This window comes from Catenulispora rubra (assembly GCF_015356825.1).
Lineage (GTDB): Bacteria > Actinomycetota > Actinomycetes > Streptomycetales > Catenulisporaceae > Catenulispora > Catenulispora rubra.
In genome coordinates, this window is record NZ_JAACYW010000277.1 from 1 (window position 1) to 15,252 (window position 15,252).

Annotated in this window: 5 protein-coding genes and 1 tRNA gene; 4 read left to right on the plus strand and 2 right to left on the minus strand. The window is 63.1% G+C overall.

Translation table 11 applies throughout. From position 1 onward, the window contains the following. Positions 1 to 65 precede the first annotated feature (65 nt). Positions 66 to 138: transfer RNA gene (locus GWK61_RS43705), tRNA-Arg, on the plus strand. Positions 139 to 427: 289 nt separating this feature from the next. Here the strand turns inward: GWK61_RS43705 and GWK61_RS43710 are convergent. Continuing rightward, complete coding sequence (locus tag GWK61_RS43710; protein WP_194918179.1) at positions 428 to 1,825, minus strand: tyrosine-type recombinase/integrase; 1,398 nt, start codon at positions 1,823 to 1,825, stop codon at positions 428 to 430. Between the two features lie 816 nt (positions 1,826 to 2,641). Here GWK61_RS43710 and GWK61_RS43715 point away from each other — a divergent pair. After that, complete coding sequence (locus GWK61_RS43715) at positions 2,642 to 3,817, plus strand: tyrosine-type recombinase/integrase (protein ID WP_194918182.1); 1,176 nt, start codon at positions 2,642 to 2,644, stop codon at positions 3,815 to 3,817. A 768-nt stretch (positions 3,818 to 4,585) separates the two neighbouring features. On the opposite strand, the gene GWK61_RS43720 is transcribed toward GWK61_RS43715, so the two are convergent. Next, on the minus strand, positions 4,586 to 5,098 hold the full coding sequence (locus GWK61_RS43720; protein ID WP_194918184.1) for a hypothetical protein: 513 nt from the start codon (positions 5,096 to 5,098) through the stop codon (positions 4,586 to 4,588). A 67-nt stretch (positions 5,099 to 5,165) separates the two neighbouring features. Here GWK61_RS43720 and GWK61_RS60135 point away from each other — a divergent pair, with 67 nt between their 5' ends. After that, positions 5,166 to 9,362, plus strand: coding sequence for a PDZ domain-containing protein (locus GWK61_RS60135; RefSeq protein ID WP_194918186.1), 4,197 nt, complete (start codon positions 5,166 to 5,168; stop codon positions 9,360 to 9,362). A gap of 687 nt (positions 9,363 to 10,049) precedes the next feature. After that, a complete protein-coding gene (locus tag GWK61_RS43730) occupies positions 10,050 to 15,158 on the plus strand; it encodes a P-loop domain-containing protein (protein ID WP_194918188.1) in 5,109 nt (1,702 codons plus the stop codon). Positions 15,159 to 15,252: the final 94 nt, after the last annotated feature.

The following is a 15,252-nucleotide window of genomic DNA, read 5'->3' on the forward strand; positions in this document are numbered from 1 at the left end:
CCCCCCGGAAACATCAGGCTGGAACCCACCCCCGACCCGCTAAGATGAGCCCGCGTCGCCGCCAGGCCCTCGTAGCTCAGTGGATAGAGCACCGGACTTCTAATCCGATGGTCGCAGGTTCGAATCCTGCCGGGGGCACAGATCGAGTCGTATCGACTATACCGATGACCTGGTGTTTTGTGGATCTGAACCTCGACTGGACTAGACATCTTGACGACCTGTCAGGCAAATGGTCCAGGGATGGTCCAGGGTGGGCTCAAAGTGGGCTCGGAGACGCCGTAGTCGGGCTTTGATGCGGCCGCTGACCTGGGCATCGACACGGCGACCCGATTGGTGCGGCGCGTGGCGCACTGTGGAGCACGAAAAACCGGCCGCAGGGACATTGTGTCCCTGCGGCCGGTGTCGTTCGCGCCTGTTGGCGTGGGTGTCATGTGGCGGTGTTGATGGCGTGGGCGATGGCGTTGGCGGCGTCATGCTTCAACTCATCGAATACGCTGGTGTAGGTGTCTCGGGTAATCGTGGTGGTCGAGTGTCCGAGCATCTCGGAGACCACCTTGACGTCGATGCCAGCCGCGAGAGCCAGGGTCGCGGCGCCGTGGCGGAGGTCGTGGAGGCGGATCGGTGGCAGGTCGGCTTCGGTGATGAGCAGTCGGAACTGGTCGCTGACCCATGACGGTGTGAGCTCGCCGCCATCGGCGGTGGTGAACACCAGCCCGGTGTCCTGCCAGTCCGGGCCGGCGGCTAACCGCAGCTCGGCTTGGTGTCGGCGCCACGCCTTGATCGCGGCGACGGTGGTGTCGTCCAAAGCGACGTCCCGCTCGCCCGCGTCTGATTTCGGGGTGCTGGTGTAGATCTCGCCGTCGACTTCGGTGACTTGCTGGACCACGCTCATGGTTTTCGCACTCAGGTCGAGGTCGACCCATCGTTGCCCGAGGGCTTCGCCGCGCCGCAGCCCGGTGAACGCGATCAAGTGAAACAAGGCGTAGAACTCGTGTCCCTTGGCTCGCTGCAGGAACGCTGCGGTCTGGTTCCTGGTCCACACCATTACTGCCGAGGGTGCCTGCCCGTTCTCGCGCCATCGGGCTTCTCGGACCGGTGTCCAGACAAGAGCCTTCGGTCGTTTCCCGGGTTCGAGATCAGCGAGGGCGGCGACGTTCACGGTGATCAATTGCTGAGCGCATGCTGCCGAAAGTCCCGAGCGGAGGGTGGCGCGGATCCGCTGCCGGGTGGCGGCGTTCGCTGGTCTGCGAAAATCCGGCATCGAAGCCAGTTTCGTCTTCAACTCGCGCACCGTCTGGCGATCGCCGCGTTTTCGGGCCAGCGTGATGGCAGTTGTGACCTCGCGCCGTGTGGCGTTTGCGACTTGGATTGTCTCGGCCTCGGTGGCGATCGCGGTGAACACGGCGTGCACGTGTGCGACCCGCAGGCGATCCAGCGGGATCTGTCCGAGGTGGGGGTTGAGGTAGTTGTTGATGTGGGTTCGGTAGCTGACGATGGTGCCGCGAGACAGGCTGGACTTCGCGCCGATCCATTCGGTGAGCCATTCGCCGACGGTGAGTTTGTTCAACACCGGCTGACCGAGCCGTGCGGCTTTTCGGATCTCTTCCACCTCCGGCAGCGGGGCCTTCGCCTTCAATGCCACCCGGATCCGCTCCACGATGTCCGCCCGCAGTTTGTCCGCCGCGCCGGGGACGTCGTCGAGCTCGTCGGCGATCGCTACCAGTGCCCGGATCCGCTCGACGGCTTCTTGGGCTTTGTCGAAGGTGGTGATCCCGCCCTGGGTCAGGTGCGCACGTGGTGTGTCGGGTGCGGTGGCTACTTCCATCTGGAAGTGCCAGCTGCCGTGGTTGGAGTTCCAGCGGCCACCAGCCCGGCGGAGTTGCGGGCAGCCCGAGCCCAGACGGCGCATCCGCGGCTTGCCGTCGGCGCCGAGGATTGGATGGCCATCGGGGTCCAGGACCGGGGCTCGGCAGCCGCACTTCTTGAAGATCGGATTGTTGGCCATGCAGGCCCCCTTTCACGAGTGGATTGGTCAGGTGTGGTCTCGACTGCGCGTGATGGTCAGGCCGAGATGTGAATCGTTAGCAGTGGAGGTCAAGGCATCGGATCGCCTGGGGGCGGAATCCGATGATCACCGGTGCGGGATCCATGAACGCTCTGCATGGGCCTATATGTCAAGTACTTGAGGCAGAGTTGATATCGCTGTCACTGTCAGCGATATCGCAGGAGCCAGGCGTGATAATGGGCTGATCGGAGCAATCGGCTTGCCGGGGCAGGGTGAGGTTCGGGCCAGGAAGGACGTCTGCGGGATCTGACCGGGGGATCGCTGTTCCGTCGCGGTGATCGCCGCGCCGATGTCCCTCGGGAAAGGTCGGTGACCGTCAGCATGTCTTCGGTGTCTCAGGGGTCTGTATTCAAGCGATGTGGATGTCGCATACCGGGTTCGTCGACGAAGTGGGGTTCGCGGTGTCCGCGACTCGGCGAGCGCGGGCACGGCTCCTGGTACGTGGCGGTGGAGCTGCCGGCCGGAACTGCGGGCCGGCGCCGAATGCGTCGTGGCGGGTTCACCTCCCGGGCGGCAGCTTGTGAGGCGTTGGAGGAACTGCTCGGGCCGGCGTCTACGGCGTCGGCTGGGGTTCTGGTGCGGGAATGGTTGAACACGTGGCTGGACACACGGATCACGGTGCGGCCGTCGACCCTGCGCTCCTATCAGGCGATCTGCGCCAACCACCTGATCCCGTATCTGGGTGCGGTGCCGCTGGCCGCGCTGAGCCCGCGGCAGGTGGAGGCGATGCTGGCCGGTGTGCGTCGGCATTCTGCGGTGTGGGGTCGTCCGGTCACCGATGCCACCGTGCAGCGGATCCACGCAACGCTACGCACGGCGTTGAACGCCGCTTTGCGGGAGCAGTTGATCGATGCGAACCCCGCCAAGGCGGTTCGGCTGCCGCGGATCCGCCGTCCGCTGGCGGTGGTGTGGACACCGGACCGGATCGCGGTGTGGCAGGCGACGGGGGAGCGGCCGACAGTAGCGGTGTGGACGGCAGGGCAGACCGCCACGTTCCTGGCCGGGATTCGAGACCACCGGCTGTATGCGGTGTTCCACCTGATCGCGTTGCGCGGGCTGCGCCGCGGCGAGGCCGCAGGGCTGCGCTGGTGCGACCTGGACCTGGACTCGGCGACCCTGTTCGTGACACACCAGCTGCAGAACATCGGCGGCCGGGTGGTGCAGTGCCCCACCAAGACGCCGACGTCGCGACGGGTTGTGGCGCTGGACCGCACCACCGTGGCGGTGCTGCGCAGACACCGGGTGCAGCAGCAGAGAGAACATGAGCAACTCGGCGTTGCACCGTCGGGGTTCGTGTTCACGACAACCGCCGGCACGCCGCTGACACCGGACCGGCTGACCCGGGTCTTCTTGAAGCTGCTCGACAACTCCGGCCTGCCACCGGTGCGGCTTCACGACCTCCGCCACGGCGCGGCGTCACTGGCGCTACAGGCCGGGGCAGATCTTAAAGTCGTGCAGGACCAACTAGGGCACGCCTCGATCGTCACCACCGCCGACACCTATGTCAGCGTGCTGCCGGAGGTGGCCCGAAAGGCCGCCGAGGACACCGCCTCACTCATCCTCAAAGCCGGGCGCCTTGTGCCCGGAACCCGACGGATCCGCCGCGCCGACAAGCCCGATCACCGTGCTCACCGCAGCACGGCGAGCCGTGGCCGGAGAGCGCGTGGGAAACAAACCTCCGCGAATGCCCAGCAGCGTCTGCCGGTCAAACCTGACGATGACGGCCCGGAGCCCATGACGGCCGCGGTATAACAGCCCTCTGATTTCCGCAGCGGGTAGGAATCTCATGGATTGAGACAACTAGTCTCGGGTGGTGTGCTGGCGCGCCTCGGCCCCACCCGGGACCCACCGGCCATCGGGAGAGTAGTGCGATTAGTGTGAAACGCCCAGGTCGGACGGGGAGACTCCGGGGGAGACTTGGACTCGAGACCCGCGGATTAAGAGACGGCGCTTGCTGGCGGCCGTGATTACCCTAGGGTATTCGATGCCATCCTGTCCAAATAGATGGGCATCCTGATGTCATTCGCTGTCAGCCTGTGACAGCCCCGTCCGGTACCTACCCTGGACCTTCCCTGGACCATCCCTGATCCAAACGGCAGTACTTGCTTGTTCACCTAAAGGGCATAACGGGCGTCGAGCGATGCGATCGGCCGAGGTCCAGGGATGGGTCCAGGTCGTGGTCCAGGCAGTGGTCCAGGGTTGGCTTCGCAAAGAGCCTCTGACCTGCAGTAAGAGTCGGACCGGTCCGTTCCGGTGGCGCTTCGTTCAGCATGCGCTGCGGAACCGTTAGAGTCGTACCCCTGGACCGCACAGGCCTCCTAGAGGTTGCACCAGTGAGCATCGGCCCGCATTCGCCGAAGGATCCATCAACCACTTGTCGGCGATTGCGACCCGTCCCAATCGGCCGCTATCTACCGGCAGCATTGGCCATAACTGATCGCGTGCGATATCAGCCAGAGCCTCGCGCCGCGTACTCAGAACGATGCCTCAACTTGCGCAGCTCATACAGTCGACCGACTCCTAGCCGCGTTGCGTCCAGTGCAGAAGCCGGCCGCTTTCGTCGACCTGCACTGTGATGGCGGTCGTGCCGACAGTGAATTCACCCTGCCAACTTCCATCCGAGCCCTGGAGGATCTCTGCCTGGTTGAAGTGATCGGGCACTTTCCCTAAAGTACTCAGGCAGGTGCGTGTAACCAGCTCAAAGACGGCGGCGGCATCGACAGTCTGGTGGTGTCCGCTGAGGCGTTGCCAGTAGGCACGAATCGCTACGAATCCGCGGGCGGAGGCTGCCCAAGCAGCGTTGCCGATCATGCCGCTCACGACGGCTACCTCGGCGAAGCTCTGTGGATCGCGATGCGCCTCGGCCCGGTAGCGCCAGGCAGCCGCCTTCAGCTCTTGAACGGCATTTTCGCTTGGCAGCCGCGAAGCATCGTCGGCGAAGAAGACGAAGAACTCCCCGTCGGTGATCGGGACCGTGATCTCGATCAAGGCTTCCGATCGCGGATTCGTCCCACCGCCTGCGACTTGGCCCATTTCCCCTCCTACGGCACACGTTTACGCAAGCATATAGACGCTGAGGCCGTTTCGGGAGGGGATTCAGGTGGAGGCGACTTCGACGCAAGAGAAGAACACGCCGTGGGGCGTAAGGCTGTTGACGGAACCGCTTGTCTACAAGTGGATCCTCGCATTACGCCACGTGCTAGATGACCTGACAGCTACCGCGTTTTTCGTGGCAGCAGTCATAGCGTGGGAGATCCTCGTCAACGATGCTACGCCCACGAGGGCCGAGGTCCTCGAATCGACGGGTTTGATCAGTTGGTGGACGAACGACGTGATGATCCCCACCATGCCGGCAGTGGTAGCCGGTTGCGTCTTCCTCATGGGCCTGCGCGTGGGCGCACGCATGATGGACCCAGAGTCGATGCGCGGACTATTCGGCCAATCAGTCCTGTATGTCACGGTCTTGGCGATCGCGGTCAGTAGTATGACCCGCCTTCCAGGCGGACCGCTGGCGCTTTACGTCCCGCTAGCCGCAGCGGTGCTCGTCGCAGTCCGCGTCCGAAGGCGACGCTCGCAAGGGCCGGGCAGTCCGCTGCGACGACCGACCACCACAGGCTTCCGTCCGTCGCGCCGTGCAACGTTTCTGATCTGGGGCCGATCGTGGCTGGATTCGACTAACAAGGCCTATCCGGTGGGTCTCGCAGCCACGACGAACATCGCCGAAACCACGATGCACGATGCGGCAAAGTACTTCTTGCGCCGCAAAGACTCGCGGACGGCGGCCTACTGCATCGCTCGCGGCGTCGACTACCTGCTGCTCCACGCGGAACTTGCAGAAGCCGAGAGAGTCGTGCGCAACGCCCGGAAAGACACTCGACTCGCACGCCAACCGGCCCTGCAGGCGGCGCACGCACTGTTGCTCCAAGCTGTCGGCCGAAAGGTCGAAGCTCATGGCGAATTGGTTCACGCCGCACGTAGAGCACACCGAATCCCTGCCGAACTACAGGCGTTTATCCTCGAATCCGCCATCGATCTCGGTACGGGCCTGGGGGTACCCCCTGCCGACACGATCGACATGGTGCAATGGTCCACGCGCATGCGAATTGCAGCCATTTGGCGCCGCCAAGTCAACGCGGTCGTGTTCAGCCTTATCATCGAGGCCCGCACCCTGGCCGATGATCGACCCGGACGCGCCGTCGATCTGGCATATAAGGTCGCTGGGCTTCCCGAGATACTGCTGGCCGAACTGCGGGAGGACGACACAAGCTTTGAGAGCATGGCGGCAGTACGAGGATTGGCCTTCGAGCTCGTCGCTAGCGTCGCCTTCCGGCATGAAGACTTCCCTGAGGCCATGGCCGCCTACCTCGACGCCTCGGAGGAGCTTCGCCAACAGATATTCCTCGGCCAGCGCTATCTCGCCCGCGCAGCCCGCTGCCTTGCATACGGCTTCATCGCCGGCATCTACGGCGGGTACAGCACGCCGGATCAGGAGAGCCATGCCCTCGATCTCATCCGAGTCGGCCTGGAGATCATCGAGCGCGGGCGTGGCCTTCTCCGCGAGGAAGAGGACCGAGCTCACTATATCGCCGAACAGTCAGCGATCATCGATGCCGTCTTCGACGTGTGCACCCAGGGCATCAGCTACCAGCACGCGAAGGCGGGCGAGCTCGGCGTATGGCTGCTCGAATCTCTCCATCGCACCTTGACCGCAGACCTGCTGGCCTCCGGGACGACAACAGATCCAGGCATCGACGGCCAAATCGCTCAGTTGCAGGTCGAGGAGGCGCGTGTACGTCTGGACGCGGGCCCCGGGGCGCAGATGACGGATGCGGCACGCACGCGGCTTGCGGATCTGGCATCGATGATCGATGAGCTGATCGCAAGTCAGCTACGCGGCGACGCCCCTGCGCCGATGGCTGTAGACATGCGGGAGGTCTGTGAGCGTCTCGGAGGGCGCGTCGGGGTGGTCTACCAATGCGCGAAAGGCTCGGGTGGTCGCTGGCGAATCAATGCCGCAATGATCACAGCTTCCGGGAGGATGCGCGTGCACAGCGTCACGCTGCCCCCGCCGGGCACGGACCCGGAGCTCGCCGCATGGCGTGAACCTGGAGGGGTTCTGAACATCCTTGCTGACGGTGATCCGGCGGATGTAACAGATGTCTACTCCAACCCGCTTAGCGATCAGGTCTGGCGCGAACTATCTCACGCCTTGTTCCCCGAGGCGTGGTGGGATGTGATCTGCCCCGACGATCCGGCAGAACTCGAGCTCGTCATCGTGCCCGATGGACCACTCTCGAATCTTCCCATCAGTGCGCTGCCGGCGCGCAGTGGCCGTCTCCTGCTCGAACACGCCACCGTGACCTTCGCGCCCTCATTCGGCATGCTTCGCGTGTCAGGCAATGAGTACGCAGCACCTCCCGCTCACGGCCCGATGTCTGTAGTCATACATGTGGACGACGAGGCACTGGGCGCAACCTCCGCCGAGCTCGAGCAATGGCGTACCCACCCATCCCACGTAGTTGACCTGATCGAGACCCAGACAAGGCAGGAACTCGAAACCCACCTCACTGGGGACCGATCGATCGACGTCATATCAATCTCCGTCCATGGCTCCCCTGAGAGCGGATACGGGGCGGCTCCCGGGTTTGGCCGGTTCGTACGTCTCAGAGACCAGTCGATCTTGTCGACTCGTGCTGCACTCAGCTTCGCGTGGCCTCGCACCGTTGTACTCGGCGCGTGCTGGATCGGTGGAGTGGATCTGAAGGTCGGCCGCGAGCCGACTGGCTTCCCGATCGCCTGTATCCAGCGAGGAGCCGACTTCGTCATCGGCGGTACCGCTCCGATTCCCGATGTCCGGTCCGCCGGCCTGCTAGCCGAGCTGATTACTCTCCTGCCTACAACTCCGGCAGCCCGAGCACTCCGCGAAGCCCAACGCAGGCTCAAGGGCACCCCCTTACTGTCTGAGCTTCCGCCCTCTCAATTCGCTGGATTGACATGCTGGTCCGTCGCGCCGACGGCCACTACGCCCCTGCGTCCATCCGCGCCCAACCTGCCTGTCCACTGGGAATCCGACGGAACCCCGGCTAGCGAACAGACGACAAGCGGAGTCTTCGACTCCGATCAGCTCGGCCAGGCTCTCCAACGCACCCTGGCACACGCACAGCAGCAAAGTCTGCGGCAACCGGTAAGCACCCTCGGCCTGCTTCGGTCTGTTTTCGACATCGACGACGAACCCTGGGGATCTTTCCTACTCGCAAGCGAACTCACCTGGCCTGTGCTGCCCGGCCCGATCGATGAAACCGGACTGGGGACTGTAACCCTGTGGGCCGTGGACAGGGAGGTGTGCGTTACGGTCCCCCTCGCTAACGTGCTACGCCGCGGTATCGCGGTCCGCGATGCCCTGCGCGACGAAACTGTCCTACCTTCGCACGTTGTCTACGCAGCATTGCTAGAACAGGGCAGCGGCGCTCAAGCGTGGATCGCCCGCCAGACATCGCCAGAATCCAAGGATTGGCCGATGTATTTGAGCGACATGATATTCCGGACAAATCTGCCGGACCCGCGAGCTCTTGAACGGCACCCTCTCGATATGTCGACACGCCATGAGAAGCGCGCCTTGGCGACCAAACTGAGCGACGCTACAGCCCGACGCATGGTTTCCGGTCACAACTGGGATAATAAATTCACTGCCTTCACGCTGTTTCTGATACTTGTCTTTGCTTCAAATAGCCTGACTTCACTTTATAGCCTGCAGACCCGCCTGCAGGGACGTGGGCGACTGGGAATTGTCTTGACAGACAACACGCGCAGTGGCGGCGGAGCACTCGTTGAGACAGTACTGCCGGGAGGTGCCGCAGCCGAAGCTGGCCTCCTGCATGGCGATGTGTTGCTCTCGGTCGGTAACGCTAAGATTCAAACTGCTGACGACGCAATTAGCAAATTAAGCGGCTATACAAAAGGCGCGACCGTGCACCTGGTCGTCGAACGCTCGGGCCAGACTCTCAACTTGACGGCCAAGGCGCAGCCACTTCCGACTAACCCGACACCAGGAAGCCTCGGTATCACGATGGCCTCCGGTAAATACGGTGCCATAGTTGCAGACATCGAAGCAGGAGGCGCAGCGCAGGCCGCTGGGCTGCATGTCGGAGATGACATCGTCGAGATCTACGGTATACACACTCATGGAGACTTAACGATCGTGCGCTATCTGATCCGCTATCACAATCCGGGAAGCAAAGTAACGATGGTCATCTACCGCGGAAGTCAGACTCTGACGATCGATGCTGTGCTCCACTAATAACCCGTAGCAAAGCCCAGCCCAGGATTCTAAGCTGCGCATTTGCATTCCGATGGCACTCGCGCGACCCCTATCTGGCGAGGTGTCAGGAGCGTGGTCCAGGATTGGGTCCAGGGTCGATTCAAGATCAGTATGTGACGGCCTTGCAAGAGCCACGTTCATGCGCATGCCCTAAATACGGATGGTCCAGGGTGGTCGAGGGAAAATTGGCCTCGCTATGCTCCGCGTGAACGATGGTCCAGTCGTGTACGTCGACTCGTTTGCGTCGACGACTGGGTGGTGCTTCCCGCGCAGAAGCAGGAGGTTGCCGTGCTTGTCGATCAGGTCAAGCGGGAAGGTCGGGTCGGAGCGCGGCCCCGCCGGCCTCTCCGAACGAATGTGCGCAATCTGCAGGACGATCTTCCTGGTGCCGCCGCTACCGAACACGGCGGGCTCGCTACATTCAGGAAAGGCACAGAAGGGTGCGGCCCCAAAAAGGATCTTTAGTGTTACGTCGCGGTACGCGTGCCCCACGCTCAAACCCTAACGGCTACCAGGGGCAACACCCTGGACCAGCCCGAAGGTCCCATATCTGGGTCTTTCACTTGCCCGACCTGCGATGCGCTCGTCGGTGTTGTGCTAGAGAACTTTCACCACGCCTACGACTGTACGGCTGCGGGTGGAGCCTCGTTCACTTAACCTGTTTGGGTGCCAAGCCTGCAGGCTGCCCATCGAGGATACGACTATCAGGATCTGCTGTGCGCCACACGCTTGGTCGACAGCCTTCTCGGCGCCATTTCCGACGTATGGGTCGATAAGAAGCTAGTGCCTGCAGATCGATTCGACGACCTCACAGTGGTAACAGCTGATCGCCGACGACAGCGAACACAGTTCAAGCACTCCGACAACGACGACAGACCTCTCACTGTAGAGACGTTCACGAACGACAAGCGCGAGCTTCGCCTCGACCGCTTGGTCGCCGCAGCCGTTGCCGACCGTGACGGTCCCGGTGCGGGGGCTGCCGTGTCCGAGTTTCGGGTAGTGCTCCGGGATTCAGAGCCCAACGATCAGGCGCTCCTGGACGTGTTGGTGGTAGCCGACCCTGATCCAGGGCCATTCGTCGCGGGAATGTCCACCAAGCGCATGCGGTTCGATGTTGATCGTTTGTGGCCCAAGAGCCCTCCTCTGACGAAAGCCGGCAAGCCCGTCAGATCGCGGTTCTCGTTCCTTGGCTCCACGGGAACAAAGGGAGTGGATCGCGCGGACCTAGCTTGGCTGTGTGAACGCTTGATCATCGAGCTGGAGGCGCCGCGATCAAGCGGCAGCATGACCGAACCTGGCGTAGCGGAGCAAATTCTGCTTGCGCGGGTTAGCTCGGAGATCGGCGCTGGCGTCTACCCGAACGCGGGACGTTCTGCTGAGGACGTCGCGGACGCTTTCGTAACCTTGGCTCGGCAGGCGCGCGAGGGGCGCGTGGTGCCGTCGGCCGACTTGATGCTTCAGCGTGGTCAGCTTCGTCAGGACTTCGGCGCGGTTTCTCGAGTGGATCCTGTCGACCATGCCGTCGAGGTTGCGCGACCCACAACAGTGGCGGACGTGCAGAGGGCAGCCGGCCAGGCAGCCGTGCAGGGTGTACCGCTGCTACTAACAGGACCGCCCGGGCAGGGGAAATCGTGGACGTGCGCGCAGCTGGCAGCGAAGCTGGCCGCGGATGGATGGCTGGTGGCCGAGCACTACTGCTACCTGAATGACACGCGCGATGAGCGCGAGGAACGGGTCAACGGCGACGTCGTTTTCGGCAGCCTCCTGAACCAGCTGGCCGATGCTGATCCAACACTTGTTTCGGACCTGCGCCCAAGGTATGCCGCCGACGACCTGGCCCTCGTGGAGGCTGTCACACGCGCGACAACGAAACAACCCGGCCAGCGCGTCGCCTTGATCGTCGACGGCCTGGACCATGTTGCTCGGGTTCTCCCATCTGCACCCGGCACCGACCCGTCTGCGGCGCTCGCTGCAGCGCTGGCAGCGGTGGAGCTGCCGACAGGAAGCGTTCTCATCGTCTTGAGCCAGCCCGGTGATCACCTCGCTCCGCTTGAAGGCATCGGCGCACAGGCTATGCCGATTCCTGGCTTGGACGACAAGGAGCTGCGAACACTTGCTCTGCGCCTGGGACTCCTTGCTAGTGCAAATGTCTCCAGCCCAGTCGTCGACGAGGAGATGGCCGTAAGCTTCCTGTCAGCGCTCACCGACCGCTCTCAGCGCAACGCGCTGTACGCAACCTACTTGTGCCGGGAGGTACTGCGACAGCCCACCAGCGAGGCCGATCCAGCATCCGTCCTCGGTGACCTTCCCCAGTTCGACGGCACGTTGGAAAACTACTACAGCCATCTCATGGCACGGCTAGGGCCAAGCACGGACGTCGCTGAGTTCGTCGGCCTCCTTGAGTTTCCTGTTACTCGTGCCGAGCTGTGCGAATTGAGACCGGAGATGGATCACCGTCTCGATGAGGCGCTTGCCACGCTCGCCCCAGTCTTGGTGAGCCGCGCGATGCAAGGCGGTCTGCGGGTGTATCACGAGTCGTTCGCGCGATACTTGAGGCGCAGAATGGACGGAAGCCCGGTCGCCCTCGCGGCGAATCTCAGTGTCATCGTCAAGTGGCTCGCTGACCGTGGCTTCTACCAGGACGAGCGTGCGTTCAGATATCTGCTTCCGATGCTGGCCATGGCTGGACGAGACACCGAAGTCCTGGAGATGGTCGGCATTGACTTTGCAGCCAAGGCTGTTGCCGCAGGACATCCGGCGTCAGCGATCAGCGCGAATCTCACTGTCTCGTGCACCAGCGCTGCCAAACTCAACGATCTACCGGCCTTGATCCGATGTGTAGAGCTGACCCGTGCCGCCGAGTCCTTCGAATACGAGCGCCTCGACTCCTCGCTGACCGACTACGTCGATGTCCCGCTCGCGCTCCTTGGGCCTCAAGTCTTCGCCAGCAGACTCCTATTCGACGGCATGCCGTCTCTCCCGGCTAGGGCCGGGCTGCAGGTATGCGCCGCCGTGGATGAGGCAGGCGCGGTCCCTCCGTGGCCTGAGTATGTGACCGCGTTCAGCAAGTGGGTGGCGACAGACAACACCTCTTACGGGCCGGCATCTGACCGGGCCATCGAACTCGCCTGGGTTCGCGGCCAGCTTCGACAAGTACCTGCTGAGACCGATAACCAGACCCAGGCTGGACGTATTGCTGACTTCTTGAACGACGGCGACCTCCCGGTCGACGACACGGTGCCGATCGCCGTCGACGTTCTCGGACTTCAGCTCACTGCCGAAATCATCGAACTGCTGAACGCTCCGACGCACGCAGCCCTCACGCTAGCCGAACTGATCACGCCGTCAGATTCTGCAGAACGCAAAAAAAGAGCCAAACTCATTGAAGCCGCCGTCAGCGACTACCAGCCAGGCAGCGTCCACCGGCTGCTTGCTCTGGGTTGTTCGGCCAAGAAGCTCGATTCCTCCACCGTAACAGCGCTACGAGCCAACGTGATCGCGGGCACCCGCGCCGTGACAAGCTCCCAATCGCAACCTCTGCAGGACCAGGTACTGACCTGGCTGGATTTGTGCGCCATTGCGGCCCGGCGCAACGCTGCGATCCTGACAACTGTCGAGAGCCTTCTCGAAGGCGAAGGCTGGTACCGGTGCTGGCTCCGGTTCGCCCTGGCACTGATGCGAGCGGAGATCGCAGATCATCAGAACCGCAGCAGTCTGGCGCTAGCGGCGCTGGGACAGCTCACCGGTGACCTGGCCCGTTTCAACGGCGCACCTCACGCATTCAACTTGTATCCGATCCGTGCGCAGATCGAAGACACAATACGGCGTGCGGTCGCCCTGCTCGATGACGAACACTGGTCGGCGGCTCTGGCGATCCTCAAGCAGGTCAGTGATGGCCTTGGGGGATCCATGCAGGGCGAAGACGTCGGCCCGATCCCACCGCGCTTCCTACTTTCCCTGGCCGTCGACGCCACCACGAATTCGGAACGTCGCCACGCCACCAGTGAACTGCTTGACGAAGTGCTCGCCGAAGGCGGGAGTGAGCGCTACTACTCAACGTCGGCGGAGTACCGCTTAGTGGCTGCTCGTTTCGCGCTCACAAGCGGCGATACTGAGCGGGCACAAGAACTCTGGGACGACGCATGTCGCCTGATGACAGCATACGGCTTCCGAAAAGACACCACGATCTACGAGGTCCTGGACCCCGTCTCCACCCTAGCCTTAGCAGATCCGATCCGTGGCCGAGCCCGGCTCGCGCGTCTTCAACCGATGTGCAAGCGCGTACTCGTTCACACCGACGGTCGAGGGACTCGCGCTGCTTGGGGCCAATGGTGGAGGGCACTGGCCCAAGCCGACCCTGCAGCCCTGGCGCGACTGGTAGTCCCGGCCTTGCTACAGGACTGCGGCCACGTCCACGACCTCTACAACGATGCGCTACAGGACCTGTGGCGCGCTTGGCATCGCAAGGCCGACCCCGTCATCGCCGGTCTCCTCCGCCTAGCACTGCCGACACCACTGGAGGAGTCTGACCCGGTTCTAGTGGAACGACTATCCGCTCCCACCGCCAGCTCCGACGCCGATCTAGCTGACCTGCTGATCACCCTCATTCTCGCCCGCGCTGACGAGCGACCACATCCCTCTTCCACTGCTGACAGTGGGCTGTCTTCCGAAACCACAACTGTGGTGATCCAAGAGCTCAACTCAGCAGCAACACTGGCCAACGCTCCCCGCATTGGCATCGAAGCAACCTCCGCCGAACCAAGCGACACCGCTTCTACGTCGGATGACTTGGATACCGCAGACGCCCCGCCGACAGCGACGCCAGTGGACAATTTCCCCAGCGGACTTGTCGGAATTGCCCGCGCTACCAGAACGTGGCGGAGCCGATCCTATGAGTCAACCGATGCCGAATGGTCCGCGCAACGATACGCCGAGATCATCGGGACACGCCTCGTCGAAGTTGCCCAAGCCGACAAACAACCTGACGCCGTGCGGGCGCTACACACCCTCGCCGCCGCCGTGGGTACCTTCGATCGCAGCGGGCTGCTCGCCATCCTCGGACAGGAACTTGAGAATCGCCAGCAGCCACGCCTAGCCGCCGTCGCACTCACCCTGGCCTGGACACATACCCGGGGACAAGGCGGATATATGTCCTTCGGCGGCCAAACCGGCATCGAAATGCTTCATCGCGCGACCGAACTCAACCCCGATGAAGCACTTGGCACCGTCACATCTGAAGTCACGCGCGTCGTAGCCGGAACCTTCCCCGGCTCCTCAGGAGTAACCCAGGCCGTGATCTTCGCTCTCGCCGAAGGCGCTCTCACCACCGGCGAGCCGCCCACCGACGCGGCATTCGCCACCTGGGACGAAGCCTGCTCCGTGATTGAGACGCGGACTCCACGAATGAGTGCAAGCGACGACCCAAACGACCTTTACACTGCAGCTAGTGACGACGACCCGACCCCGGAGGTCGACAGCATCCTCGCCGAGGCACTGATCGGCATGCTCGCTCACCCCGGCCAGGAGGACCGCCGCCGCACACTTATCGCCCTAACAATCCTGCTAAGACATCAGCCCGCAGTTGCGGCCGCAGCACTTGCCTCATCGCTGAACAGTCTGACGGACCCGGCGGTTCTCTCCTGGCTGCTTGCCACCATCGCGGACGCCGGCGACCCTGCCGTACCACTGGTTGCAGACGCCTGCGGCCAAACCCTGCAAGCCCTCGCCCAAGGGCCGCACCTGAGAGGCTGTTGCTCAATCGAACAGGGCCGTTGAGCTGGGAAATCAGCGTCAGCTTGAGTGTGTAAGGGGTCGGTGATGGTGGCATAGCTTCCGGTGTCGGATTGCTCGATTCCCAGGAGGTCGCCGG